Genomic DNA, 25833 nt, shown 5'->3' with positions numbered 1-25833 from the left:
TATGAAAGGCATTTACACAATTGTCCTCCTGGTGCTTTCAAACACCTTTATGACATTTGCCTGGTATGGGCATCTCAAGTTTAAGGACCTCAAGTGGTTTGAGAATTTGGGTCTGATCTCCATTGTGATGATCAGCTGGGGCATTGCGCTCTTTGAATACTTCTTTCAGGTACCGGCCAATCGGATCGGCTTCAGAGAATATGGAGGCCCATTTTCCTTGGTAGAACTGAAGGTTCTGCAGGAGGTAATTACCCTGGTGATTTTCATGGTCTTCACCTTTGCGTTTTTTAAAACAGAAACCATTCGGCTCAACCACCTCATTGGTTTTGGCTTTTTGGTCTTAGCGGTTTATTTCATTTTCAAAAAGTAAAAAAGATGCCTATAGCAATCCAAGGAATCCCGGGCTCCTTCCACCACCAGGTGGCAATCAATGTGTTTGGCATTGACGCAGATGTACTCTGTTTTGACACTTTTGAAGAAATTGCAGCAGCAGTGGGAAATGGTTCGGCTTCACAGGGAGTAATGGCCATTGAAAACTCCATTGCCGGAGCCATCTTACCCAATTATGAAGTGATCGACAGGCATGGACTCTTTATCCAAGGCGAGCACTATCTGCCCATTTCACACAACCTGATGGCTTTGCCCGGCTTGAAAGTGGAAAATCTGCAAGTTGTGAAGTCCCATCCCATGGCCATTTTACAATGCCAAACATTTTTCCAAAAGCATCCCCATATCAAACTTGAACCAGGAAAGGATACCGCCAGCGTCGCCCGGGAAATATCAGAGAAAAAACTCCAATACCAGGGAGCAATAGCCAGCCATAAAGCCGCAGAAATATACGGATTGGAAATTCTGGCCGAAAATATCCAAACTGTAGAAGAAAACTTCACTAGATTCATCCTCCTGGCCAAAGAACCTGAAAAACCGGCCCAAATACCCAACAAGGCTTCCTTAAAAGTAATCATCCGCAACGAAAAAGGCGCACTGGCTAAGCTTCTTCAAATCTTTGCTGACCAGGACCTTGACCTGAGCAAAATCCAGTCAATCCCTGTGATTGAAAAACCCTGGGACTACGCTTTTTTCATTGATACTTTGATTTCCGATTATTCTAAATATTCCAAGGCGCTGGAAAAAGTAAGGGGAGCAGGGAATGAGGTGAAAATATTCGGAGAATACATAAGCCAAAAGCCATGAAAAAATATTCCAAAAGGCTCCAAAATGTCCAGGAATACTACTTTTCGTCCAAACTCAAGGAAGTAAAGCAACTGATTGCCCAAGGACAGCCTATCATTGAGATGGGAATAGGAAGCCCTGACCTGCCTCCACATCCGAGCATTATCAAAGCCTTACAGGATTCCGCCGGTCAGGCATGTTCACATGGATACCAAAGCTATCAGGGTTCTCCCGAGCTGAGGGCTGCTTTTGCCGAATTTTATCAAAGGCAGTATGGGGTCAGCTTTACGCCTGAGAATATCCTGCCACTGATGGGATCCAAGGAGGGTATCCTGCACATTTCCATGGCGTTTTTGGACGAAGATGACCAGGTATTGATCCCAAACCCCGGGTACCCCACCTATAGCGCTGTCACAAAACTGGTCAAAGCCCATCCAGTCTATTACAACCTAAAGGAAGAAGACAATTGGCAACCTGATTTTGAAGCCTTGCAACAGCAGGATCTTTCCAAAATAAAATTAATGTGGGTCAATTATCCCCACATGCCCACAGGTGCATTAGCCTCAGACAGCTTATTTGAAAAACTTGTCGCGTTTGGTCAAAACCATAACATCCTTATTGTCCATGACAATCCATACAGCTTCATCCTAAACCCGGAGCCCAAAAGCATTTTCTCAATAGAAGGGGCCGCTGAAAGTGTTCTTGAACTGAATTCGCTGAGCAAAACCTTCAACATCCCGGGATGGAGAGTAGGGATGGTGGCAGGGAAAAAAGAATTTCTGCAGGCAATTCTGCAGGTCAAAAGCAATATGGATTCGGGGATGTTTCTGGGAATCCAAAAAGGGGCAGTTGCTGCACTCGGACTGAACCAAGAGTGGTTTGATGGATTGAATTCCGCTTATCAGTCCAGAAGAACGCTGGTCTGGAAGCTTGCCGAAAGTCTTGGTCTGACCTTCCATCGACAAACGGCAGGCATGTTTGTTTGGGCTAAATTGCCGGACGGTATGGATGATCTGGAGTTCGCGGACAGGTTGATGCAGGAAAAGCAAATCTTTGTGGCACCCGGCAGCATTTTCGGATCAGGGGGTAAGGGCTATATCAGATTTTCCCTTTGCACACCCGAGGACCGCATACTGGCGGCTATCAGAAGGTGCTCCTCTTAATTAAATTCTATCGAAACCTATTAACCTAATGAAACACATACACATCATCGGCCTTGGCCTGATCGGAGGATCATTTGCCCTAGCCATTCGAAAAGCATTCCCGGAAGTACACATCAGCGGATTTGACAAAAACGATCAGCATCTGGAGGAGGCTCAATACCTAGGGCTAATTGACGAGGTCTCAGAAAAACCTTCCGCTGACACAGATATTGTCCTGCTGGCGACTCCTGTTGACGTACTACCTGAACTTTCCAAAAAACTTTTGGATGAGGTAAACGCAGAAACCTTGATCATCGACTTGGGCTCCACAAAGGCCACCCTCTGCAAACACCTTTCAGATCACCCAAAGCGGGGGCAGTTTCTGGCCGGCCACCCAATTGCGGGGACCGAATACTCAGGGCCTCGGGCGGCAAAAGAAGACTTGCTGAACAGAAAGGTTTTCATCATTTGCGAAATGGAAAAAACAGATGTACACCTCAAGGGTAAAGCATATGAGCTTTTCGAGGCACTGAACCTGAAACTCCGTTTTATGGATCCCGAAGAACACGACCTTCACCTTGCCTTCGTATCCCACCTTTCCCATATTTCATCCTTCATGCTGGGCAAAACAGTGATGGACAAAATGGAAGACGAGCGTCACATCTTTGATATGGCGGGCTCAGGTTTTGCTTCCACCGTAAGGCTGGCAAAAAGCTCCCCGGAAATGTGGACACCGATACTGAAGGAGAACAAAACACATGTGCTTGAGGCGCTGGGATGCTATATCGAAAAGCTTAAAAATCTTGAAAATAGCATCAAAAGAGATGATTTCGAGTCGGTGTACCGGCAACTGAAAGAAGTCGGCCCGATAAGGGAGATAATGGATATGGATTGAGAACAGCAAAAGGTTAAGATGGCCATCTGGCAATCTTGACCTTGTTTTGATTTAAAAATCGATAGCGGCGGGCAGGTGATTTTTTCTATAACCTTTCAAAATACTCCGGAGCCTTTGTAAGCCTGCTTCCATACCAAGAAAACATTTCACCATCAACTAACTTAACATTCGCATATGGGAATCTTCGCTTAAAATCTTCAAGATGTTTCTCTTTGAAAGGAAATGGTTCCGAACTCAGCAAAACCGTTTCAGGGTTTAATGCAGTAATTTCCTCAACGGTCATTTCGGGATACCGACTGGCATCCACCAAATTGGTATAACCTGCTTTCTCTAGCATGCAGTTCACAAACGTATCCTTCCCGGCAACCATTATGGGATCCTTCCATATCAGGTAAACCACGGTTCCCTTATAAAAAAAATCGCGGCGGAAACCGTATTCCACCAAGTTGATAATTCTTTCTGCTTCTACTTGTTTGCTAGTCATTTCCCCCAGACTTTTCATCATATCCAAAGCATCTTCTAGATTATAAATATCACTTACCCATACCGGGAAATCTTTGGCAAGTGCTTCGATCCCTTCCTGATAATTTTCCTCCTTATTTCCGATGATGAGGTCCGGGTTCAAGGATCGTATTTTGTCGAAATGAAAATTTTTGGTCCCCCCGATAATCGTTTTTGACTTTTTAAAACCTTCTGGATGAACACAAAACTTGGTTACCCCTACAATCTCTTTCCCCAACCCCATATCGGCCAGGAGCTCAGTCTGGGAAGGTACAAGGGACACAATGCGTTGAGGTTCATCAGGTATAGTCAGATTTCTTCCAAGTTGGTCAGTAATTTCCATATGTGCTTTTCTAGTGTTTTATATCCTCTCGATTTCTTCTACCTTTTTTGGCTAGAAAATTGGAACAATTTTATTTCCTAATACCCAAATAATTGAAAAATCAGGCAAGAAACCAAATGGAGTCGATAATCTTAATCCACCGACAGATTTGATCTAAACTTTGCTTCTATTGATCTGCGCAAAATCTTTGGGCTTTGATCTATTAACATGAAAAGTCCATAGTAGTCCAGCTTAATTTTACCAAGCCTCATTTGGTTGATCATTTCTTGGGTATAATATTTTTTCCAAAAATTAACTCCTTCCTTAAATGCCTTTTTTTCTTCAACTGATTTAATTAACGGCTTATTTCGATTCAATACTGAAAGAGCGGCTTTCAGCATTTTGGAATAATTGGATGACATATTGGATAAGTGAATCCTATATGCTGCAATAATTTTTTCATGATGAATAATTTCATATTTGCGTGTAATCTTGAGGTAAAGGTCATAATCCTCACACATCTTGAGATTCACATCAAATTTATATTCATCAAACACCCATTTATTATATAAAACGGCTGCATGCATTCCAATAAAGTTGCCCTGCAACATGTAGTAGAAATGATTTTCGTTGACAGTATCATTCAAAACAAAAACTTCCCCAGTCTCCTCATAAACTTTCTCATGGGATCCTGCCACAAAAGCGATTTGGGGGTTGTTTTGGATTATATCCAAGTTCGTGTGAAGAGAGTTGGGTTTAAAGTAATCATCCGCATCTAAAAACGCCAAGAATTTGCCTCTACTGTGTCTAATACCAGTATTGCGAGCCGCAGAAAGCCCTTGATTATATTGATAAATATACCTTACTGGCAACAACTTGGCAACCTCTGATGTATCATCAAGCGATCCATCATCGACAACCAAAATCTCCAATTCCTCTATATTTTGTTCAAGGGCACTCTGAACTGCCTGCTTCAGAAATTTCCCATGATTATAGCAGGTAATAATCACTGAGACCTGCACATTTGATAAATGCCTAGTTTCCATCTAAAAAATATTCTTAAAAGTTAAAAATTTAATACAATATAGCAAAAAATGCAGAATTGATTTAGAAGCAACAAAAAAGGGGCAACTAATTGTTACCCCTTCTTTTTTAGCTGATATACCTAAAATCAAACTCCGGATCAAAGTCCTCCAAGAACCCTTTGATCAGTGCGATTACCTCGTCAATATCTTTCTTACTGGCCGTCTCCACGGTTGTATGCATATATTTAAGCGGGAGGGATATCAGCGCCGATGGCACACCTTCATTGCTGTAAGCAAAGGCATCGGTATCGGTACCTGTACCCCGGGAGGCTGCGGCCCGTTGGAAATCAATTTTGCGGTTTTTTGCGGCAGCTATGATTAAATCTAAAAGCTTTTTATGCACTGAAGCTCCATAAGTCAATACAGGCCCATTTCCAGCTGTCTGGTCACCACTCGTCACCTTGTTGTACAAGGGAGCAGTGGTGTCATGACATACGTCGGTAATGATGGCCACATCAGGCTTGATTCTTCTGGCAATCATTTCTGCTCCACGCAGTCCGATTTCTTCCTGAACGGCATTGACGATGTACAGACCGAAAGGAAGTTTGACACCCTCTTCATGAAGTTGCCTGGCTACTTCTGCAATCATGTAGCCCCCGATCCTATTATCAAGTGCCCGGCCGGAATAGAATTTCCCATTTAGCTCAGTCAGTTCATCCCTGAAAGTTACTACGCAGCCAACATGAATCCCCATCTCTTCAACTTCATCCTTGCTTCTGGCTCCCACGTCGATAAAGATATTATCAAGAGTTGGCCCTTCTTCTTTGCTTTTGTCCCTGACATGTATGGCCGGCCAACCAAAAACACCCGGAATGATCTTCTCATCTGTATGTATGTTGACCCGCATCGAAGGAGCGATCATGTGGTCGGAGCCCCCGTTGCGGCGAACATAGATGTAACCTTCCGGCGTAATGTAGTTGACAAACCAGCTGATCTCGTCCGCATGGGCTTCAATTACCACCTTAAATTTGGCATCGGGATTAAGCACCCCCACAGCTGTACCATAATTATCGGTGAAATATTCATCCACATACGGTTTGATATAATCCAACCATATTTCTTGTCCGGACGCTTCAAACCCAGTGGGCGAGGCATTATTTAAATATTTGTATAGAAATTGTGTATTTGCTCCCATTAAGTATTTTGTTTACAAAGGAATATTGCCATGCTTCTTTCTAGGCAACTTGTCCACCTTGTTCTCCAGCATTTTAAAGCCTCTAATTAACTTCTCTCTTGTTTCCGACGGCATGATCACCTCATCGATAAAACCTCTGTGTGCGGCTCTGTATGGATTGGCAAACTTAGCGGTGTACTCGTCAACCTTCTCCTGCAATTTGGCCTCTTTATCATCAGCCTCTGCAATTTCCTTCTTAAAGATAATCTCGGCAGCACCTTTGGCACCCATTACCGCGATTTCGGCTGTTGGCCATGCAAAATTGAGGTCAGCACCGATATGCTTGGAGTTCATCACGTCATATGCACCTCCATAAGCTTTTCTAGTAATCACGGTAATTCTTGGTACTGTCGCTTCCGAGAAGGCATATAGCAATTTGGCACCATTGGTAATAATGCCGTTCCACTCCTGATCTGTACCAGGTAGGAAGCCTGGTACATCTACCAACACTAGCAAAGGTACATTGAAAGAGTCACAGAAACGCACAAAACGCGCAGCCTTTACAGAGGCGTCGTTATCCAAAACGCCAGCCATAGACTGAGGCTGGTTACCCACTACTCCAATACTTCTACCGGCGATTCTTGCAAATCCAACAACAATATTGTCTGCGTAATTTTTATGTACTTCCAAGAATGACCCCTCATCCACGGTTCCCTCGATTACCTCCCGCATGTCATATGGATGGTTGGGGTTTTCAGGAATTACCTCATCGAGCACCTTACGGCTTTCATCCTCCTTCATTTCGTATGGAAACACCGGAGCCGTGTCCTCACAATTCTGAGGGACATAGCTTAAGATCTGCTTGATATGGTTAATGCACTCCATTTCGTTGGCACAGGAGAAATGGGTCACCCCGCTTTTTACAGAGTGGGCACTGGCCCCTCCAAGTTCTTCTGCGGTCACATTTTCCTGGGTAACCGTTTTCACCACGTTTGGCCCAGTCACAAACATATAGGAGGTATCCTCTACCATTAAGATAAAGTCAGTGATAGCTGGGGAATAAACTGCCCCGCCAGCGCATGGCCCCATGATACCTGATATCTGCGGCACCACCCCTGAAGCAAGGGTATTTCTGTAAAAGATATCTGCATAGCCGCCAAGGGAATTGACACCCTCTTGGATTCTTGCTCCACCCGAGTCATTTAAGCCAATAACTGGAGCTCCATTTTTCATGGCCATATCCATGATTTTGCAGATCTTCTCAGCATGGGTCTCCGATAGCGATCCTCCAAAAACAGTAAAATCCTGGGAAAAAACATAGGTCAATCTACCGTTGACATTCCCGTAGCCAGTAACCACGCCGTCGCCAAGGTAATGTTCATTGTCAATACCGAAGTCCTTGCCCCGGTGCATCACAAACTTGTCAATTTCCTGGAAGGAACCTTCATCCATTAAAAGGTGAATCCTTTCCCTGGCTGTCAGTTTTCCTTTTTTATGTTGAGAGGCTATCCGGGCTTCTCCCCCGCCCTGGAGCGCCTCTTGGTTTTTCTTTTTTAATAAATCATATTTTTCCTGGTTGCCAGGTAAAGTATATACGCCTTTAGTTGTACTATCCATGAGTTTATTGTTGTAAAGATTTAGTCAAATATAGCCATGCAAACCCTATCCAAAAAATTTGCCTTCAACTTATTGTTGTTTTTGTCCAATGTCGGCCTAATTATTGGATTGTGGGCAGAAGATATTTTTTCCTTCTATTTTTTCTTAGTTAAATAAAAAGGAGGAACTAATGCTTTTTAAATAAACTTTCTATATTCGCACAACTAAATTTTGCCAAAAGATGAATTTTAAGAAGGCAGCAGTCATAGACATGGGGACCAATACATTTCATTTGCTATTGGTAGAATTGCATGAAGATAGTTTCAGGACAATTTATAAGGAAAAAGTTGCCGTTAAACTCGGCCAGGGGGGAATTTCCAAAAAACAACTTATGCCTGATGCCCGAAAAAGAGCCTACCACACCTTACAGCATTTCCACAACCTGATCAAAGGTGAAGGAATAAATGACATTTTTGCTTTTGCTACTAGTGCGGTTAGAAATGCAGAAAACGGCCCCGAATTCGTCCAAAAAATCAAAAAGCTTTACAATATAGAAGTAAATGTAATCGATGGTGAGCAAGAGGCCCAGTTGATATATGAGGGTATCAAATTCTCCGGTTCACTTTCGGATAGTACCAGCTTAATGATGGATATCGGTGGCGGAAGCGTGGAATTCATCATTGGCAATAATGTACAGTCCTTCTGGAAGCAAAGTTTTGAAATAGGGGGACAGCGCATGCTTGATCTTTTCCACTATCACGACCCGATTCTTCCTGAAGAAATGGATAAGTTGGAAAGCTACCTAGCCGAAAAACTTCACGATCTAGTTCTCGCTATCCATAAGTTTGAACCGACTGAACTGGTAGGAGCCTCTGGAACCTTTGATACGCTATCAGACATCTATTTTGCAAGCCTTAAACAGAAAAAGCAGAAAACTCAGCAAACATTTGACCTCCCTTCGACTGAGTTTTATAAAATCGCAAAACAACTCGTAACGTTGAACAAGCAAGAAAGGCTGGATATCCCTGGCATGATTCCCATGAGGGTGGATATGATCGTGGTGGCCAGCTTACTGATCACCTATATCTTGAAATTTGTCCCAGCCCAACACTTGTATTGTTCCACTTACGCACTCAAAGAGGGCGCTATTTCCCAACTTATCAGAAAAGAGTGCCCAGTAAATAGTTAATACTCTTCCGTACTTGATTACATGAATTACACACTTGATCGATTAAGTAAATTTTCAAAAGAAGTTTTTTTAAAAATCGGCTGTCCTGAAGACCAGGCAAGCATTGCTACCGGAATTCTATTATCTGCAGACCTGCGGGGGGTGGATTCACATGGAGTGGCTAGGCTATCTGGTTATGTCAGGTTATGGGAGGCTGGAAGGATTAATCCTAAACCAAATATCCACGTCACCTACGAAACTCCCAGCACGGCTGTGGTAGATGGTGATGGAGGCTTAGGGTTGGTAGTAGCGCCTTATGCAATGAAGGTTGCTATTGAGAAGGCAAAACTTGCGGGAACCGGCTGGGTTTCCGTCAAAAACTCCAATCACTACGGAATTGCGGGCGTTCATGCTATGGAGGCTTTGCAGCACGACATGATCGGGCTGTCTATGACGAATGCCAGTCCACTCGTGGCTCCTACTTATGCTAGGGAGCGCTTGTTAGGAACCAACCCCATCTCTGTAGCCATACCGGCGGGAAAGCAGCCCCCTTTTGTGGCAGACTTGGCTACTACCACTGCGGCAAATGGTAAGCTGGAAATCCTTACCCGAAAAAATGAGCAGGCACCATCAGGATGGATTCAAGATAAAGACGGGCAACCAACTACTAGTCCTAGCGGCGTAAAAGATGGTGGCGCATTACTCCCATTGGGGGGTGACAAAGAACATGGTTCACATAAAGGCTATGCTTTGGGGGCCATTGTAGATATATTCTCCGCAGTCCTTTCTGGAGCTAATTATGGTCCTTGGGTGCCGCCATTTGTAGCTTTTCTACAACCAGACCCAAACCCGGTTGGAGAAGGACTGGGACACTTCTTTGGTGCAATGCGGGTAGACGCTTTCCGACCGGCTGAAGAATTCAAATCAAACATGGACAATTGGATTTCAAGATTTAGATCGGCCAAGACAATTGAAGGCCATGATAAAGTCCTAATCCCCGGTGACCCTGAAAGAGAAATTGAGACAATCAGGAGAAAAGATGGAATACCATTGCTTCCTTCCGTGGTGGATGATTTAAAAGCGTTGGGAGAAAAATTTAGCGTTGAGCTGTAAAACAAACGGGGCTTGAATATCAGATATTCAAGCCCCGTTTGTTTTATGCGCCACCTTAATCAACCAAAAAGATCTGAACTCAGATATCTATCCCCCCTATCGCAGACTATGCAGACAATCCAACCTTTATCTATTTCAGAAGCCACTTTAAGCGCAGCATGCAAGGCACCCCCACTGCTCATGCCTGCAAGGACCCCTTCTTCTTTAGCCAATCTTCGAGTCATGTGAGTAGCATCTTGCTGGCTTACGTCTATTACCCTATCTACCCTTTTAGGCTCAAATATTTTTGGCAAAAACTCTTTGGACCACCGTCTTATACCCGGAATGCTTGAACCATCTGTAGGCTGGGTTCCTACAATCTGTATATCTGGATTTTTCTCTTTCAAGTATCTGGACACCCCCATGATTGTTCCCGTAGTCCCCATGGCTGAAACAAAGTGGGTGATTTGGCCATCTGTATCTCTCCATATTTCCGGACCCGTACCGACATAGTGGGCTCTATAATTATCCGGATTGGAAAATTGATTAAGAATGAAATAACCATCCCTTTCGGCCATTTCCTCTGCAAGAGTCCGGGAATACTCAATAGTTTTAGCAGCTGGAGTCAATATGACTTTAGCCCCATAAGCCTCCATGGATAATATTCTCTCTTTGGTGGAGTTATCCGGCATTACGAGGGTCATGTGTACGCCTAGTAAGTTGGCTACCATGGCGAGCGCGATACCGGTATTCCCAGAAGTAGCCTCAATAAGTCTGTCCCCAGATTTAAGCTCTCCCCGGTCTAGGGCAGAGCGGATCATATTATAGGCAGCCCTATCCTTCACGCTCCCTCCTGGGTTTTGCCCTTCAAGCTTTGCGAAGATTTTTACATTTGGATTTTCAGGAATTACGTTAAGCTCTACCAAGGGTGTATTGCCTATCAATTCAAATAAACGCATGGAAAAGAAATTTAAGATCCGCTTTTAACTATAAAAGTATCGGTTTCATTGGTGTTTTCTTGGTGCATTTTAGCCTGATAATAAATTTTAGAATCCGCCGGAATGCTTTTAGTTAACCAGACATTGCCTCCAATGATGCTTCGAGCACCTATTTCCGTTTCGCCACCAAGAATAGTCGCTCCTGCATAAATAACCACCTCATCATGAATGGTTGGATGTCGTTTTTTGTCAGCCATTTCTTTATCAACACTGAGGGCCCCAAGTGTTACACCCTGATACACCTTCACACCGCTTCCGATCAGGGCAGTTTCTCCAATCACTACACCCGTCCCATGATCAATGCAAAAACGTCTTCCAATCTGCGCGCCGGGATGAATATCTATGCCAGTCATACCATGGGCATACTCTGTCATCATACGCGGGATCAGCATTATTTTGTTTCTATACAATATATGGGCTATGCGGTAGGCTGCTATCGCTAAAAACCCAGGATAGCTTCGGATGATTTCAGTTTTGCTTTTGGCAGCGGGATCACCCTCAAACATTGCCTCAACATCCTCCAGTATCAAATCATAGACACCATCAAGATCAGCAAAAAACTTATGCTGTAGCTGAGTTACATCTTGATTGTGAAGTTGAGGATTGAGAAGCAAAAGAGAAGCAAAATCCTCTTTAATTTTCTCATACTTTTCTTCAACTTCAGTCCTTTTCAATAATGATTTCGGGGCATATTCTGGAAAAAGAAACCCTAAAAGCTCTTCCAGGAAATCATGAATGATTTTTCTGGAAGGACATTTAGGGCAGGCCGTGTGGGCTTTATAAATTTTATCAATGAACTTTTGCATAATTGGTTTTTTCCTAAAAAAGAAAACCCGCTCGAATTACATATGGTTCATTGTAGGGGGACCTTAGATTATCATACATCAAATTGTAAAGAATAGATATATTAATCCCTCCTCGTTGGCCAAATGGGGAAAAATAACCCCCTCCAACAAAAAGACCTGGCACCCAGTCACGCTGTAGTCTATCCTGATAATCTACATATTGGGCATTTAAGGTTTCAAATTCTCCATGAAGAAAGAAGTTGGGCAACACGTTAAACCTGTTGAATATCCTACCCCCAAATACACTTGAACCTGGTGTGTTGAGCCAACGGAAGTTTATGTATTGATAAGTTGCACCCACACCGGCGGAATATCTTTCGGTAATCATAACACCAGCCAATGGCGAAACATCAATGAAGGTAACAGACCCAAACTGCAAACTGAAATTACCTCCATAATACATTCTGTCCTTCAATGGAGGGCTTTCATCCAAGTATATTTCTCTCTGCGCAAAAGAGTCAAATGATAAGGCAAGTATTAAAAACAGGACTATTAAGGTAAGTTTACTCTTCAACAATGACATACAGGTCTTCTGATTTACGTTTCATTAAATATCTTTCACGGGCAAACTTCTCCAAAAGTTCATAATTGCTCATCAACTCTTCCCTCTCAGCCTGAATTTTGGTTTTCCGCTCTTGGTAGAATTCTTTCTGTTTTTCCAAATCCCGGAGCTTTGCTCTCAGTTTAAACTGGCTAAAGATGTCATTTGTATCAATGAAAATCATCCAGCATATGAATAGAACTGTAAAAATAAAATAGAAGTTTTTGGTGTACTTAAGGTATTTGGCCATTGCTGCAGATCTTTAACTCAAGCAAATATAAAAATTATTCAATAGAAAAAGGCCCTTCCGAGCTTGGGGCATCTAAAAATAAAAAAGGTAACCGATTGGTTACCTTTTCTTTATTTATTAAAATTTCTTTCCAGGAAAATAGGCTGATTCACCTAGCTGCTCCTCAATTCTCAAGAGCTGGTTGTATTTTGCCATTCTATCAGACCTGGAAGCTGAACCAGTTTTGATTTGGCCAGTATTTAAGGCTACTGCCAAGTCAGCAATTGTAGAATCCTCAGTTTCACCAGAACGGTGAGACATTACAGACTTATATTTATTTCTATGACAAAGGTCAACCGCTTTAATAGTCTCAGTCAGAGAACCGATTTGGTTTACCTTTACCAAAAGAGAATTGGCAATGTTCTCATCTATACCTCTTTGAAGTCTTTCCACATTGGTCACGAATAGATCATCTCCAACAATTTGGATTTTATGGCCAACAGCGTCGGTCATCAATTTCCAACCATTCCAATCATCCTCATGCATACCGTCTTCGATGGAGATGATTGGATACTTGTTGACCCAATCAGCCCAGTAATCAGCCATCTGCTGAGAAGTGAGTTCGTCACCAGTAGACTTTTTGAAAACATATAGGCCTTTTTCCTCATCATAGAATTCAGAAGAAGCTGCATCCATGGCTATGAATACATCCTCTCCAGGTCTGAATCCAGCCTTTTCGATAGCCTGTAGCACCACCTCAATAGCTTCAACATTGGAACGCAGGTTAGGAGCAAATCCTCCCTCATCGCCAACGTTTGTAGAAAGACCTTTGGACTTCAAAACTGACTTTAAGTGGTGGAAAATCTGAGTTCCCATTCTCAAAGAATCAGAGAAGGTCTCGGCACCAGTAGGCATTACCATGAATTCTTGGAAGTCAATCGCGTTATCAGCATGAGACCCACCATTCAAGATATTCATCATAGGTACAGGAAGTGTGTTGGCACTTACCCCACCGATGTATCTGTACAAAGGCTGACCAGCTTCCATGGCTGCAGCTTTGGCTACGGCCAACGAAACACCTAGAATAGCGTTGGCACCTAGATTTGACTTATTTTTTGATCCATCCAAATCAATCATGATCTGGTCAATCATATTTTGTTCAAAAACATCGAACCCAGCCAATTCAGGTCCTATCTTATCATTTACATTGGCGATGGCTTTCAAAACACCCTTTCCCATGTAAACCTCTTTGTCATCATCTCTAAGCTCTACAGCTTCATGAACACCCGTGGAAGCACCACTAGGCACTGCTGCTCTACCAAAAGCTCCGCTATCGGTTACCACATCTACCTCAATAGTAGGATTGCCCCTGGAGTCAAGAATTTGTCTAGCGTGAATTTGTTGTATTAAACTCATATGTATAAAAGGTTATAGGTTGATTTAATTATTGATTAAGGCTAAAAACTCATCAAAAAGGTATCTTGAATCATGTGGGCCCGGAGAGGACTCAGGGTGATACTGCACAGAAAACGCCGGTTTTGAAGTATGCTTGATACCTGCAATGGTTCCATCGTTCAAGTGGACGTGAGTAATTTCAACATTTGGGTTGTCCGAAATATCCTCTTTTGTAATATTGAAGCCGTGATTCTGAGAAGTAATCTCACTTTTCCCAGTTTTAACATTTTTGATTGGGTGATTAAGACCTCGGTGACCATGGTGCATCTTGTATGTCCCCACTCCGCAAGCTCTAGCTAACAACTGATGCCCCAAACAAATCCCGAAAAGCGGTTTGTTTAACTCAAGCAATTCTTTTGTAGTTTCAACTGCGTAATCCATCACAGCTGGATCACCAGGACCGTTAGAAAGGAAATAAGCATTGGGCGCCCATTTTTCCATTTCGGCCACACTGGTTTTAGCTGGAAACACTTTGCAATAAACACCGCGATCGGCCAGATTTCTTAAGATATTTAGCTTAATTCCGTAATCTATACAAGCAACTTTTACCTCTGCATTTTCATCTCCAAAGAAGTAAGGTTCTTTGGTTGACACCTTAGAGGAAAGCTCCAAACCGGCCATACTAGGAACTTTGTCCAATTCGGCTTGCAGATCTTCCAAGTTATCATATTCTGAGCTGATAATGGCATTCATAGCCCCTTTAGATCGAAGGTGCCTTACGAGTTTCCTTGTATCCACATCAGCAATACCAGTAACACCGTGCTCTTCCAAGTAAGCCTGTAAGCTCTTAGTGGCATCTATCCTACTATGCACATCAGAGAAGTGGCTCACCACTATCCCAGCAATCAAAGGATGTGCAGATTCAACTTCTGTATCTATAGTGCCATAATTTCCAATATGAGGAGTGGTGTTTACGATAATCTGGCCTGTATACGAAGGGTCGGTATAAATCTCCTGATAACCGGTCATCCCGGTATTGAAACATATTTCTCCGCCATTAGTGCCATCCTTGCCTACAAGAGTTCCGTAAAAAACGGTTCCGTCCGCTAAGAGTAAAGTTGCTTTTTTTCTGTTCATTCTTAGGTATTAGATTCGTTGGTCAAATTTAGTGAAATTATTAAGAAGTGAAGAATGTCCTATTCTTAAAGGATATAAAAAAAGGGATTGAACCAAAGCCCAATCCCTTTTCTATATTATGAAAATAACATATCTTATTCAGATTTGTTTTCATCTTTTGATTCTTCAGCATCAGACGACTTAGCTTCAGTAGAAGCATCAGTTCCTTCAGCCTTAGAAGCACCAGATCCTCTTCTACTTCTTCTAGTAGTTTTCTTAGCTGGCTTAGCTTCTTTCAACATCAATTCGTTGAAGTCAACCAATTCAATGATACACATTTCAGCATTATCACCTAGACGGAATCCAGTTTTAATAATTCTAGTGTACCCTCCTGGTCTTGTACCTACTTTCTCAGAGATTTCGCCGAAAAGAGCCTTTATGGCTTCTTTGCTTTGAAGGAAAGAGAAAGCAATTCTTCTATTGTGAGTAGTGTCCTCTTTAGCTCTCGTGATTAGAGGTTCTACATGTTTCTTCAATTCTTTAGCCTTGGCAAGCGTGGTGGATATACGCTTGTGAAGAATTAAGGAAGTAGCCATGTTCGAAAGCATTGCTTTTCGATGCGAGGCTGTCCTGCCAAGGTGGTTAAATTTCTTACCGTGTCTCATCGTTTATTATTCTTCATCAAGTTTATACTTAGACAAATCCATCCCGAAGGTCAATCCCTTATCTTGGATCAACTGCTCCAACTCAGCTAGAGATTTCTTACCGAAATTTCTAAACTTCATCATATCGGAGATTTCAAGTTTGGCAAGGTCACCCAAAGTTTTCACATCCGCTGCTTTCAAGCAGTTGAATGCTCTTACAGAAAGATCCAAATCGCCTAGAGAAGTCTTCAACAATTTTCTCATGTGAAGGAATTCCTCATCGATTGGCTCAGCTTGGTTCATTGTCACATCCTCAAGTACCATAGTCTGGTCAGAGAACAACATGAAGTGCTGAATCAAAATCTTGGCAGATTCCTGAAGAGCTTTCTCAGGGTGGATAGAACCATCAGTAGATACTTCAAGAATCAATTTCTCAAAGTCAGTCTTCTGCTCTACCCTTGTGTTTTCCACGCTGTATTTCACATTCTTGATAGGTGTGAAGATAGCATCAATAGGAATGACACCGAATACTTGCTCTTTTGGCTTGGACTCTTCAGCTGGAAGGTAACCTCTACCTTTTTCAACTGTTATTTCAATTTCAAAACTTTTCGTATCATCCAAGTGGCAGATGACCAACTCTGGATTCAGGACCTCAAAGGAAGAGGTGAACTTAGCGATATCTCCGGCAGTAAAGACATCCTGATTTTTGATTTCGATGGTGATTTTTCCATCAATAGAATCATGAATCTTCTTAAGTCTTACTTGTTTAAGATTAAGAATGATATCAGTAACGTCTTCGACAACCCCTTCAATGGTTGAAAACTCATGCACTACTCCAGGAAGTTTCACTGAAGTGATGGCATAACCTTCTAGGGAAGAAAGCAAAATTCTTCTCAACGCATTGCCAATTGTTACCCCATAACCCTTTTCAAGTGGCTTGAAGGTAAATAGGCCGTGAAAATCATCAGCTTTTTCCATTACCACTTTTTCGGGCATCTGAAATGCTAGTATGGACATATCTTTAGTTCTTTTAAGTCAGAAGTTATATTATTACTTAGAGTAAAGTTCAACGATAAGTTGCTCCTTGATATTCTCAGGGATATCATCTCTAGAAGGGATGCTTACAAACTTACCAGAATAAGAACTGTTATCCCACTCTAACCAAGGATAACGGTTTTGTGCTTTACCTGCAAGACTCTCCGTAATAGCTTCAAGAGACTTAGACCGTTCTCTAACCGCTACAACATCACCAGGCTTAAGGGTATAAGATGGGATATTTACAATCTCGCCATTCACTAAGATATGCTTGTGAGAAACCAACTGTCGAGCTGCTCTTCTAGTAGGGGCAATACCTAATCTAAATACGGTATTATCCAATCTACCTTCCAACAACTGAAGAAGGTTTTCACCAGTGATACCCTGCTTTCTAGAAGCGATATCAAACATTTTGGCGAACTGTCTTTCCAATACACCGTAGATGTACTTAGCTTTTTGCTTTTCCATCAACTGAATTGCATATTCAGACTGCTTTTTTCTTCTACCTCTCCCGTGCATGCCTGGAGGATAGTTTTTCTTTTGAAGTGCTTTGCTTTGTCCTTCGATTGGTTCACCGAACTTCCTAGCAATTTTCGCTTTAGGACCTCTATATCTAGCCATTCTCTTTATCCGTTAATATTAAACTCTTCTACGTTTTGGAGGACGACATCCGTTGTGTGGAAGTGGCGTCACATCTGTAATCGTAGTTACATCAAGACCTACATTTTGTAAAGTTCTGATGGCAGACTCTCTACCAGAACCAGGACCTTTTACAAAAACCTCGATTTTTCTCAAACCTAAGTCATAAGCAACTTGTCCGCAGTTTTGAGCGGCCATCTGTGCTGCATAGGGAGTATTTTTCTTTGAACCTCTGAAACCCATTTTACCGGCAGAAGCCCATGAAATCACCTGACCAGAGTTATTGGTAATGGAGATGATGATGTTGTTAAAAGAAGCTCTGATGTGGGCTTGCCCTACTGCTTCTACTTTAACAACCCTTTTTTTACCTTTAGCTTTATCGTTTCTTTTCTGAGCCATAATCTAAATCAAGATTTATTTAGTTGCTTTTTTCTTGTTAGCAACAGTCTTTCTCTTACCCTTTCTAGTTCTAGCGTTGTTCTTAGTCTTTTGACCTCTCAAAGGAAGACCTTTTCTGTGTCTTAGACCTCTGTAACAACCGATGTCCATCAATCGCTTGATGTTTAGCTGAACTTCAGACTTCAGTACACCCTCAGTTCTGTATTCTTCAGCAATAATATTTCTAATAGCGGTAGACTCCTCATCATCCCACTCACCTGCTTTTTTATCCTCAGATATGCCTGCTTTTTTCAAAATAGCTTCAGCTGAACTTCTTCCAATACCGAAGATGTATGTTAAGCCGATTACGCCGCGCTTGTTGTCCGGAATGTCAACACCTGCAATTCTTGCCATAATATTAACCTTGTCTTTGTTTAAACTTAGGGTTTTTCTTGTTGATAACGTAAAGCTTCCCTTTTCTTCTGATCACTTTACAGTCAACACTTCTCTTTTTAATAGATGCCTTTACTTTCATGTCTGTGTTATTTAATGGTCTACTAATATGAAGCTATCTTAATAGACCCTTCATGATAGTTTATTTATAACGATATACAATTCTGCCTTTGGAAAGGTCGTATGGAGACATCTCCAATTTCACCCTGTCACCAGGAAGAATCTTAATATAGTTCATTCTCATTTTACCGGAAATATGGGCTATCAGTTGATGACCATTTTCCAATTCTACTTTGAACATTGCGTTGGACAATGCTTCGATTATAGTACCATCCTGCTCTATAGAGGTCTGTTTCGCCATGTTTAGAATTTAAAATTTTCTTCTATATACTTATGTGTAGTCAATATCTCCGTTCTGTCCTCAAATACCGCAATGGTATGTTCAAAATGGGCTGAAGGTTTGCGATCAGCAGTCCTAATGGTCCATCCATCCCGTTCCTGCACCACATTTCTCGATCCCAAATTTACCATGGGCTCGATGGCGATTACCAGACCGTCCATTAGTTTTTGTCCACTTCCCCGTTTGCCGTAGTTAGGCACTTCAGGAGATTCGTGAAGGCTGCGGCCTAAGCCGTGTCCTACCAGCTCGCGGACTACCGTGTAGCCCTTGGCTTCTACAAATTTTTGGATCGCGTGGCCTATATCACCAATGCGGTTACCGAAAACAGCTTTTTCAATACCGTGATATAAAGATTCTTTGGTAGCTTTTAAAAGTGACAGTACAGAGGGGGAAACTTCACCGACAGGGTAAGTATAAGCGCAATCGCTATGAAAACCTTGGTGAAAGACTCCACAATCTATTGAGATTATATCGCCATCTTTCAAAACATACTCCCCTGGAAAACCATGTACAACAACTTCGTTGACCGATATACAAAGGGAGGATGGAAATCCATTATATCCTTTAAACGAAGGGACACCCTGGTGATCCCGGATGTACTCCTCCGCAATTTTATCCAAGAAGGAAGTCTTGACTCCTTCTTTCACATATTTGGCAACTTCTCCGTGAGCTCTGCCTAAAATTTCAGCACTATCTTTTATTAACTGGACTTCTTCTGAAGTCTTGTAATGTATCATATATTATGCGACAGCGTAGTTTGAAGGATTATTTTTAATGTTTCCACTCTTCATCATTCCTTCATAGTGTCGCATCAACAGATAGCTTTCTATTTGACGCAAAGTATCCATGATTACCCCTACCATAATCAGTAGAGATGTACCACCATAGAACTGGGCAAACTCACCTCCGACTCCAGCCATCATCGCAAAAGCTGGCATGATTGCCACCAAAGCCAAGAGAATGGATCCCGGTAATGTAATTCTTGAAATAATATTATCAATGAAATCTGCAGTAGGCGCACCTGGCTTGATACCCGGTACAAAACCACCATTTCTTTTCATGTCTTCAGCTATTTGCTCCGGATTAACCGTGATAGCGGTATAGAAGAAGGTGAAGAGGATAATCATTATTGCAAATACCAAATTGTATTGCCAAGAGGTAAAGTCACTAAATGTGCTCCCGATATAGTTGGCTATATCACTGTCTTCCGCCCAAATCTGAGCTACAAGAGCAGGAAGGAACATCAAGGACTGGGCAAAGATGATAGGCATTACCCCAGAAGCATTCACCTTGATAGGGATATACTGTCTCTGGCCGCCATAAACTTTACCACCAACCACTTGTTTGGCATACTGCACAGGTATTCTTCTGGTAGCTTCTGTCAACGCCACAACACCAACCACTACAAAGAACAGAACAGCAGCTTCAATGATCAGCAACAACATACCGCTGGTACCTCTAGAGAGGGTTTCTGCGATAATAGCTCCAGGGAACCTAGAAATGATACCGATCATAATCAACATGGAAATACCGTTGCCGATGCCTTTCTCCGTGATTTTCTCACCCAACCACATACAAAACATGGTACCGGCTGACAACAACACTAGAGAAGAGAACATGAATAAAGGCTTACTCACCATAATTGCTTCATTTGGAATGGTAGCGGTGACATAACCTATACCTTGGGCTACTGTGATCAAGATCGTCAATACCCTAGTGATTTGGTTGATGCGTTTTCTACCCGACTCCCCTTCTTTCTGAAGCTTTTGGAAATATGGTACTCCAACAGTTAACAATTGCAATACAATGGATGCCGAGATGTATGGCATAATACCTAACCCAAAAATGGATGCATTGCTAAATGCTCCACCAAGGAAGGTATCAATAAGCCCAAATATACCTTCAGATGATCCTGTTAGCTTACTTGGGTCAACACCTGGCAATACGATAAAAGAACCTAATCTGAATACAATCAGAAAACCGATTGTATTCAGAATACGGATTCTTAAATCTTCAATAGAAAAGATGTTCTTAACTGTTGAGATAAACTTTTTCATTCTTAAATCTTGTTAACAGATCCGCCAGCTTTTTCGATAGCTTCAACAGCGGATGCTGAGAAATGGTGAGCACTTACGTTTAATTTCGCCGTAAGTTCGCCTCTTCCAAGGACTTTTACAACATCTTTTTTCGCAGCTAGACCATTTTCTACTAAAGTATCAAATGAAATCTCCTGAATGTTAAGCTTATCAGCCAATTCCTGAAGGGTATTTAGGTTGACAGGCTTACATTCAATTCTGTTAAGGCTCTTGAAACCAAACTTAGGAACTCTTCTTTGAAGAGGCATTTGACCACCTTCAAAACCTAATTTAGATTTATAACCAGACCTTGATTTTGCTCCTTTGTGACCTCTTGTCGAAGTCCCACCTCTACCAGATCCTTGGCCACGGCCAATTCTTTTTCGAGTTTTTACGGAACCTTCGGCAGGTTTTAATGTATGTAATTTCATAATTAAGCTTCCTCCACTTTTACAAGGTGACTTACTTTTCTTATCATTCCAGCGATCTGAGGGGTGTTTTCCACTTCCACAGTCCTGTTAATCTTACCTAGACCTAGAGCGGTTATAGTCGCCTTTTGATCTTCTGGCTTACCGATTGTGCTTCTAACTTGCGTTACTTTTACCTTAGCCATGTTCTTAACCGTTAAATACTTTTGATAATTTAACTCCACGCTGTTGTGATACAGCGATAGCATCTCTAAGTTGAGAAAGCGCATCGATAGTAGCTTTCACCACGTTGTGAGGGTTAGAAGATCCTTTGGACTTAGCCAATACATCTTTCACACCAGCACTCTCCAACACCGCACGCATCGCACCACCGGCGATAACACCAGTACCGGGAGCAGCAGGTTTGATCAACACCAATCCGCCACCAAATTTTCCAATTTGTTCGTGAGGAATGGTACCTTTCAACACAGGAACCTTTACAAGGCTCTTCTTAGCGTCTTCTATACCTTTAGTAATTGCATCAGTTACCTCATTAGCCTTACCAAGACCAAATCCCACAATACCGTTACCATCACCGACTACTACAATAGCAGAGAAGGAAAATCTTCTACCACCTTTTACTACCTTAGCAACACGGTTGATAGCTACAACTTTTTCTTTAAGATCAGTATCTGTTGCCCTAATGGGTTTCTTTTTAACTTGGGACATAATTTCTATTAAAATTTAAGGCCACCTTCTCTTGCACCTTCGGCAAGAGCTTTTACATTACCATGATATAAATATCCACTTCTGTCGAAAACAACACCAGTGATACCATTTGCTACTGCTCTCTCAGCAAGCTTTTTACCTACTTCTTTAGAAACTTCAACGTTGGCGTTTTTCTTGCTTTTGTCTAGTTCTTTTGAGGAAGCCTGAGCTAAGGTGTGACCTTTAAGATCATCTACTAATTGCGCGTATATACCAGTATTGCTTTTAAATACTGACAAACGAGGTCTTGAATCAGTACCGGAGATCTTTCTCCTGATACTTTTCTTGATTCTAAGTCTTCTTGAATTCTTATTAAAAGCCATCTTTTAATTATTTTTTAGCAGCAGTTTTACCAGCTTTACGTCTAATCTGCTCACCTATGAAGCGAACACCTTTACCTTTGTAAGGTTCTACTTTACGTAGAGACTTGATTTTAGCGGCTACTTGTCCAATTAATTCTTTATCAATACTCTCAAGTGTAACAATTGGGTTCTTACCTTTAGGAGTTTCAGTTTTCACAGAAACACTATCAGGAAGAGCGAAGTATATACTGTGCGAGTAACCAAGGGCTAATTCAAGTACCTGGCCCTGGTTGGTGGCTTTGTAACCAACACCCACTAGTTCTAGTTCCTTCTTGTAACCTTCCGTTACACCAACAACCATGTTGTTGATCAAAGAACGGTACAGTCCGTGAAGAGACTTGTGTCTCTTCGATTCAGTAGGACGAGTTACTACAACCTGGTTGTCTTCCACCTGCATGGTGATATCGGGATTCACATCCTGAGTCAGCGTACCTTTGGGACCTTTAACAGTGACAACGTTATGCGCTGACACGTCTACAGTAACACCCGCCGGTATATTTATTGGTTTTTTACCTATTCTAGACATAACGGTTTATTAATATACGTAACAAAGTACTTCTCCACCTATCCCCTCTGTACGAGCTTCTTTGTCGGTCATTACACCCTTGCTGGTGGAAACGATGGCGATTCCCAAGCCGTTGATAACTCGTGGCATCTCATCATTTTTAACATATTTTCTCAAACCTGGCTTACTTACTCTTGAAAGGTTTACAATTGCGTTCTGCTTAGTGGTAGGGTTGTATTTCAAAGCTATCTTGATAGTCCCTTGAGGACCGTTGTCTTCAAACTTGTAGTTTTGAATATATCCCTTGTCAAAAAGCACTTTTGTAATTTCCTTCTTGATGTTGGAAGCAGGTATCTCTACGATTCGATGAGAAGCCTTGATGGCATTTCTCAACCTGGTTAGATAATCAGCTATTGGATCAGTCATATTTATATAAGTCTAACTGCATGCCCTTTCGGGCGTGCAAAGTTACACAATGATTCTTAGAATAAAAACTTTTGTCTGATTTTTACCAGCTCGCCTTAGTTACACCAGGAATCTTACCCGCAGAAGCCATTTCTCTAAAGGTAACTCTGTTGATACCGAATTTTCTCATGTAACCTTTAGGACGGCCAGTCAACTTACATCTGTTGTGCAGTCTGACAGGAGAAGCGTTTTTAGGAAGCTTATCCAAAGCTTCATAATCACCGGCAGCTTTTAGTTCTGCTCTCTTCTTGGCGTACTTGGCTACAAGACGTTCTCTTTTTCTCTCACGAGCTTTTATTGACTCTCTTGCCATAATTATTCTTCTTTATTTTTGTTGATGAAAGGCATTCCGAAAGCTTTCAATAAAGCAAAGCTCTCTTCGTCAGTATTAGCAGTGGTCACAAAAGTGATGTCCATTCCTGTGATACGGCTTACTTTTTCAATGCTGATTTCAGGGAAAATGATTTGCTCTGTTACACCCATGGTGTAGTTTCCTCTTCCGTCAAAGCCTTTGTCAGAGATACCTTTGAAATCTCTCACCCTTGGAAGAGCTACAGAAATCAAACGATCCAAGAATTCGTACATCCTGTCTCCACGCAAAGTAACTTTGGCGCCGATTGGCATGCCTTCTCTCAACTTAAAGTTAGAGATAGATACTTTTGCTACAGTAGGTACAGCCTTCTGGCCAGTGATCAAAGAAAGCTCTTCAACTCCCTGATCTACCAATTTCTTGTCAGCCACAGCAGCTCCGATACCTTTGTTGATCACAATTTTGGTCAACTTAGGCACCTGCATTACAGACTTATATTGGAATTTTTCCTTAAGTGCAGGAGCTACCTCCTTCACATATTTTTCTTTTACTCTAGGATTAGCCATTGATCACCTCCCCGGTTTTCTTAGAATACCTTACTAATTTACCATTTTCACCTGCTTTTCTTCCTGTTCTGGTAGCTTCACCAGATTTAGGATCTACAAGCATCAGGTTACTGATGTGGATGCCGGCTTCTTTCTTTTCGATGCCACCTTGTGGATTGGTTGCCGATGGTTTGATATGCTTAGTTACCATATTCAATCCTTCTACAATCGCTCTTTTCTTCTCAAGGTTTACAGAAAGTACTTTACCAGTTTTACCTTTATCATCTCCGGCCAATACCTTTACGGTATCGCCAGTTCTGATATGCAATTTTGGTTGCTTATTAAATTTTCTTTCCATGATTACAATACTTCTGGTGCCAAGGATACGATCTTCATAAATTGCTTCTCTCTCAACTCTCTGGCTACTGGGCCAAAGATACGAGTGCCTCTTGGCTCATCGTTGTTATTTAGAAGAACTGCTGCGTTATCCTCAAAACGGATATAAGAACCGTCTTTTCTTCTGATTTCTTTCTTAGTTCTAACAATCACCGCTTTAGAAACGGTACCTTTTTTCATGTTGCTGGAAGAAAGAGCAGACTTTACAGTTACCACAACCTTGTCACCAATGCTAGCATATCTTTTCTTGGTGCCTCCAAGTACACGGATTACAAGTACTTCTTTAGCACCTGAATTGTCCGCTACGCCTAATCTGGATTCTTGTTGTATCATGATTATTTAGCCTTTTCTATAATTTCTACTAATCTCCAACGCTTGTTCTTACTCAGCGGACGAGTTTCACTAATTTTCACAAGGTCGCCTGCGCCACACTCGTTGTTCTCGTCATGAACCATAAATTTGGTAGTTTTAGCAACAAACTTACCGTAGATCGGGTGCTTGACCCTTCTCTCAACGGCAACTGTGATAGACTTATCCATCTTGTTGCTTACTACTTTTCCTATTCTTTCTTTACGTAGATTTCTCTCAGTAGTAGCCATTGATTTCTTATTTAGCTAGTTGTTTTGCTCTCAAAGAAGTCTTTAGTCTGGCTATCAACTTCTTGGTTTCTCTTATTTTATTCGGATTCTCTATTGGAGAAATGGCATGAGCGAAGCGCAATTTTGTCAAATTTTCTTGCTCAGCTGCAATACGCTCAGTGATTTCACTCTCGGAGAGTGCTTGGATTTCAGAGTTTTTCATAGTTGTGAATTATCCTACGTAATCTCTACGTACTACAAATTTTGTACTCACTGGAAGTTTCTGTTGTGCTAGTCGTAGCGCCTCTTGAGCTACTTCTAAGCTTACACCGGTTGCTTCGAAAAGAATTGTCCCCGGTTTGATAACGGCTACCCAATACTCAGGAGCACCTTTACCTTTACCCATACGAACCTCTGCAGGTTTCTTGGTAATAGGCTTATCAGGGAAAATTCTGATCCATACTTGACCTTCTCTTTTCATGGCTCTTGTCATTGCGATACGCGCCGCTTCAATCTGACGAGAAGTAATCCATCCTGGCTCTAGGGATTTGATGCCAAAGTTCCCGAAAGAAAGCGTATGCCCTCTTTGCGCGATGCCTTTGACACGGCCCTTTTGCATTTTTCTATATTTAGTTCTTCTTGGCTGTAACATGATTTCTCA

Annotated in this window: 38 protein-coding genes; 6 read left to right on the top strand and 32 right to left on the bottom strand. The window is 41.9% G+C overall.

Going from position 1 to position 25833, the window contains the following annotated elements; translation table 11 throughout:
- Position 1 precedes the first annotated feature (1 nt).
- Genes KI659_RS08585 through KI659_RS08570 form a run of 4 tightly spaced genes read left to right on the top strand, consistent with a single transcriptional unit; the run spans position 2 to position 3210 of the window.
- Positions 2–370, top strand: a complete 369-nt coding sequence (locus KI659_RS08585; RefSeq protein ID WP_213944920.1) for a DMT family protein — start codon at positions 2–4, stop codon at positions 368–370.
- A 5-nt stretch (positions 371–375) separates the two neighbouring features.
- Positions 376–1194, top strand: a complete 819-nt coding sequence (locus KI659_RS08580; RefSeq protein WP_213944919.1) for a prephenate dehydratase — start codon at positions 376–378, stop codon at positions 1192–1194.
- The gene (locus KI659_RS08575) at positions 1191–2336 is read left to right on the top strand and encodes a pyridoxal phosphate-dependent aminotransferase (RefSeq protein WP_213944918.1); all 1146 of its coding nucleotides are present in this window, start codon (positions 1191–1193) and stop codon (positions 2334–2336) included. Before KI659_RS08580 ends, KI659_RS08575 begins: the two co-directional genes overlap by 4 nt.
- A gap of 28 nt (positions 2337–2364) precedes the next feature.
- On the top strand, positions 2365–3210 hold the full coding sequence (locus tag KI659_RS08570) for a prephenate dehydrogenase (RefSeq protein WP_213944917.1): 846 nt from the start codon (positions 2365–2367) through the stop codon (positions 3208–3210).
- Between the two features lie 85 nt (positions 3211–3295).
- Here the strand turns inward: KI659_RS08570 and KI659_RS08565 are convergent, their stop codons facing one another.
- From KI659_RS08565 to KI659_RS08550, 4 genes are all read right to left on the bottom strand, one after another.
- Positions 3296–4054: an ABC transporter substrate-binding protein gene (locus KI659_RS08565; protein ID WP_213944916.1), complete on the bottom strand. Its 759-nt coding sequence runs from the start codon at positions 4052–4054 to the stop codon at positions 3296–3298.
- 131 nt (positions 4055–4185) lie between these two features.
- Positions 4186–5079 (bottom strand): glycosyltransferase family 2 protein, encoded by an 894-nt coding sequence (locus KI659_RS08560; protein ID WP_213944915.1) that lies wholly within the window; start codon positions 5077–5079, stop codon positions 4186–4188.
- Positions 5080–5185: 106 nt separating this feature from the next.
- Positions 5186–6253 carry a M42 family metallopeptidase gene (locus KI659_RS08555; RefSeq protein ID WP_213944914.1) on the bottom strand — a complete coding sequence of 356 codons (1068 nt, stop codon included), beginning with the start codon at positions 6251–6253 and terminating at the stop codon, positions 5186–5188.
- Positions 6254–6265: 12 nt separating this feature from the next.
- Positions 6266–7849, bottom strand: coding sequence for an acyl-CoA carboxylase subunit beta (locus KI659_RS08550; protein WP_213944913.1), 1584 nt, complete (start codon positions 7847–7849; stop codon positions 6266–6268).
- Positions 7850–8069: 220 nt separating this feature from the next.
- Here KI659_RS08550 and KI659_RS08545 point away from each other — a divergent pair, with 220 nt between their 5' ends.
- Together KI659_RS08545 and KI659_RS08540 are read left to right on the top strand one after the other, a co-directional pair.
- Positions 8070–9017: a Ppx/GppA phosphatase family protein gene (locus KI659_RS08545; RefSeq protein ID WP_213944912.1), complete on the top strand. Its 948-nt coding sequence runs from the start codon at positions 8070–8072 to the stop codon at positions 9015–9017.
- Positions 9018–9038: 21 nt separating this feature from the next.
- On the top strand, positions 9039–10109 hold the full coding sequence (locus tag KI659_RS08540; RefSeq protein ID WP_213944911.1) for an Ldh family oxidoreductase: 1071 nt from the start codon (positions 9039–9041) through the stop codon (positions 10107–10109).
- 59 nt (positions 10110–10168) lie between these two features.
- Here the strand turns inward: KI659_RS08540 and cysM are convergent, their stop codons facing one another.
- The 28 genes from cysM to rplP all read right to left on the bottom strand — a co-directional run bounded on the left by cysM (position 10169) and on the right by rplP (position 25824).
- Positions 10169–11047, bottom strand: a complete 879-nt coding sequence (gene cysM / locus KI659_RS08535) for a cysteine synthase CysM (protein WP_213944910.1) — start codon at positions 11045–11047, stop codon at positions 10169–10171.
- 11 nt (positions 11048–11058) lie between these two features.
- Positions 11059–11892: a serine O-acetyltransferase EpsC gene (gene epsC, locus KI659_RS08530; protein WP_213944909.1), complete on the bottom strand. Its 834-nt coding sequence runs from the start codon at positions 11890–11892 to the stop codon at positions 11059–11061.
- Positions 11893–11905: 13 nt separating this feature from the next.
- Positions 11906–12454, bottom strand: a complete 549-nt coding sequence (locus KI659_RS08525; RefSeq protein ID WP_213944908.1) for a hypothetical protein — start codon at positions 12452–12454, stop codon at positions 11906–11908.
- The gene (locus tag KI659_RS08520; protein ID WP_213944907.1) at positions 12435–12722 is read right to left on the bottom strand and encodes an FtsB family cell division protein; all 288 of its coding nucleotides are present in this window, start codon (positions 12720–12722) and stop codon (positions 12435–12437) included. The genes KI659_RS08525 and KI659_RS08520 overlap by 20 nt, the downstream gene beginning before the upstream one ends.
- A gap of 117 nt (positions 12723–12839) precedes the next feature.
- Positions 12840–14117 carry a phosphopyruvate hydratase gene (gene eno / locus KI659_RS08515; RefSeq protein ID WP_213944906.1) on the bottom strand — a complete coding sequence of 426 codons (1278 nt, stop codon included), beginning with the start codon at positions 14115–14117 and terminating at the stop codon, positions 12840–12842.
- Positions 14118–14141: 24 nt separating this feature from the next.
- A complete protein-coding gene (carA, locus tag KI659_RS08510) occupies positions 14142–15233 on the bottom strand; it encodes a glutamine-hydrolyzing carbamoyl-phosphate synthase small subunit (protein ID WP_213944905.1) in 1092 nt (363 codons plus the stop codon).
- A 134-nt stretch (positions 15234–15367) separates the two neighbouring features.
- The gene (rplQ, locus tag KI659_RS08505) at positions 15368–15877 is read right to left on the bottom strand and encodes a 50S ribosomal protein L17 (protein ID WP_213944904.1); all 510 of its coding nucleotides are present in this window, start codon (positions 15875–15877) and stop codon (positions 15368–15370) included.
- Positions 15878–15883: 6 nt separating this feature from the next.
- Complete coding sequence (locus KI659_RS08500) at positions 15884–16873, bottom strand: DNA-directed RNA polymerase subunit alpha (RefSeq protein ID WP_143960029.1); 990 nt, start codon at positions 16871–16873, stop codon at positions 15884–15886.
- A 33-nt stretch (positions 16874–16906) separates the two neighbouring features.
- Complete coding sequence (gene rpsD, locus KI659_RS08495; protein WP_213944903.1) at positions 16907–17512, bottom strand: 30S ribosomal protein S4; 606 nt, start codon at positions 17510–17512, stop codon at positions 16907–16909.
- 18 nt (positions 17513–17530) lie between these two features.
- Positions 17531–17929, bottom strand: a complete 399-nt coding sequence (gene rpsK / locus KI659_RS08490; RefSeq protein ID WP_143960027.1) for a 30S ribosomal protein S11 — start codon at positions 17927–17929, stop codon at positions 17531–17533.
- A gap of 15 nt (positions 17930–17944) precedes the next feature.
- Positions 17945–18322 carry a 30S ribosomal protein S13 gene (gene rpsM, locus KI659_RS08485; protein ID WP_213944902.1) on the bottom strand — a complete coding sequence of 126 codons (378 nt, stop codon included), beginning with the start codon at positions 18320–18322 and terminating at the stop codon, positions 17945–17947.
- Between the two features lie 4 nt (positions 18323–18326).
- Positions 18327–18443 carry a 50S ribosomal protein L36 gene (gene rpmJ, locus KI659_RS08480; RefSeq protein WP_009034194.1) on the bottom strand — a complete coding sequence of 39 codons (117 nt, stop codon included), beginning with the start codon at positions 18441–18443 and terminating at the stop codon, positions 18327–18329.
- Positions 18444–18503: 60 nt separating this feature from the next.
- Positions 18504–18722, bottom strand: a complete 219-nt coding sequence (gene infA, locus KI659_RS08475; protein ID WP_143960025.1) for a translation initiation factor IF-1 — start codon at positions 18720–18722, stop codon at positions 18504–18506.
- A 2-nt stretch (positions 18723–18724) separates the two neighbouring features.
- Positions 18725–19498 carry a type I methionyl aminopeptidase gene (gene map / locus KI659_RS08470; protein WP_213944901.1) on the bottom strand — a complete coding sequence of 258 codons (774 nt, stop codon included), beginning with the start codon at positions 19496–19498 and terminating at the stop codon, positions 18725–18727.
- Positions 19499–19501: 3 nt separating this feature from the next.
- Positions 19502–20818, bottom strand: coding sequence for a preprotein translocase subunit SecY (gene secY / locus KI659_RS08465; protein ID WP_213944900.1), 1317 nt, complete (start codon positions 20816–20818; stop codon positions 19502–19504).
- A gap of 2 nt (positions 20819–20820) precedes the next feature.
- Positions 20821–21267 (bottom strand): 50S ribosomal protein L15, encoded by a 447-nt coding sequence (gene rplO / locus KI659_RS08460; RefSeq protein WP_213944899.1) that lies wholly within the window; start codon positions 21265–21267, stop codon positions 20821–20823.
- A gap of 2 nt (positions 21268–21269) precedes the next feature.
- The gene (gene rpmD / locus KI659_RS08455) at positions 21270–21449 is read right to left on the bottom strand and encodes a 50S ribosomal protein L30 (protein ID WP_213944898.1); all 180 of its coding nucleotides are present in this window, start codon (positions 21447–21449) and stop codon (positions 21270–21272) included.
- Between the two features lie 4 nt (positions 21450–21453).
- Positions 21454–21972 carry a 30S ribosomal protein S5 gene (gene rpsE, locus KI659_RS08450; RefSeq protein WP_213944897.1) on the bottom strand — a complete coding sequence of 173 codons (519 nt, stop codon included), beginning with the start codon at positions 21970–21972 and terminating at the stop codon, positions 21454–21456.
- 8 nt (positions 21973–21980) lie between these two features.
- A complete protein-coding gene (rplR, locus tag KI659_RS08445; protein WP_213944896.1) occupies positions 21981–22334 on the bottom strand; it encodes a 50S ribosomal protein L18 in 354 nt (117 codons plus the stop codon).
- A gap of 7 nt (positions 22335–22341) precedes the next feature.
- Complete coding sequence (gene rplF / locus KI659_RS08440; RefSeq protein WP_213944895.1) at positions 22342–22899, bottom strand: 50S ribosomal protein L6; 558 nt, start codon at positions 22897–22899, stop codon at positions 22342–22344.
- Positions 22900–22908: 9 nt separating this feature from the next.
- The gene (gene rpsH / locus KI659_RS08435; RefSeq protein WP_213944894.1) at positions 22909–23304 is read right to left on the bottom strand and encodes a 30S ribosomal protein S8; all 396 of its coding nucleotides are present in this window, start codon (positions 23302–23304) and stop codon (positions 22909–22911) included.
- 82 nt (positions 23305–23386) lie between these two features.
- Complete coding sequence (gene rpsN, locus KI659_RS08430) at positions 23387–23656, bottom strand: 30S ribosomal protein S14 (protein WP_018475630.1); 270 nt, start codon at positions 23654–23656, stop codon at positions 23387–23389.
- Between the two features lie 2 nt (positions 23657–23658).
- Positions 23659–24219, bottom strand: coding sequence for a 50S ribosomal protein L5 (gene rplE, locus KI659_RS08425; RefSeq protein WP_213944893.1), 561 nt, complete (start codon positions 24217–24219; stop codon positions 23659–23661).
- On the bottom strand, positions 24212–24556 hold the full coding sequence (rplX, locus tag KI659_RS08420) for a 50S ribosomal protein L24 (protein ID WP_213944892.1): 345 nt from the start codon (positions 24554–24556) through the stop codon (positions 24212–24214). Before rplX ends, rplE begins: the two co-directional genes overlap by 8 nt.
- A 2-nt stretch (positions 24557–24558) precedes the next feature.
- Positions 24559–24927, bottom strand: coding sequence for a 50S ribosomal protein L14 (gene rplN / locus KI659_RS08415; protein WP_009183371.1), 369 nt, complete (start codon positions 24925–24927; stop codon positions 24559–24561).
- A gap of 2 nt (positions 24928–24929) precedes the next feature.
- Positions 24930–25193, bottom strand: a complete 264-nt coding sequence (gene rpsQ, locus KI659_RS08410; protein WP_213944891.1) for a 30S ribosomal protein S17 — start codon at positions 25191–25193, stop codon at positions 24930–24932.
- 7 nt (positions 25194–25200) lie between these two features.
- Complete coding sequence (gene rpmC / locus KI659_RS08405) at positions 25201–25395, bottom strand: 50S ribosomal protein L29 (RefSeq protein WP_143960012.1); 195 nt, start codon at positions 25393–25395, stop codon at positions 25201–25203.
- Positions 25396–25404: 9 nt separating this feature from the next.
- A complete protein-coding gene (rplP, locus tag KI659_RS08400; protein ID WP_143960011.1) occupies positions 25405–25824 on the bottom strand; it encodes a 50S ribosomal protein L16 in 420 nt (139 codons plus the stop codon).
- Positions 25825–25833 lie beyond the last annotated feature (9 nt).

The sequence above is a fragment of the Litoribacter ruber genome (assembly GCF_018449405.1).
In the GTDB taxonomy this organism is placed as follows: Bacteria; Bacteroidota; Bacteroidia; order Cytophagales; family Cyclobacteriaceae; genus Litoribacter; species Litoribacter ruber.
This window is presented reverse-complemented; position numbering and strand designations above follow the sequence as displayed.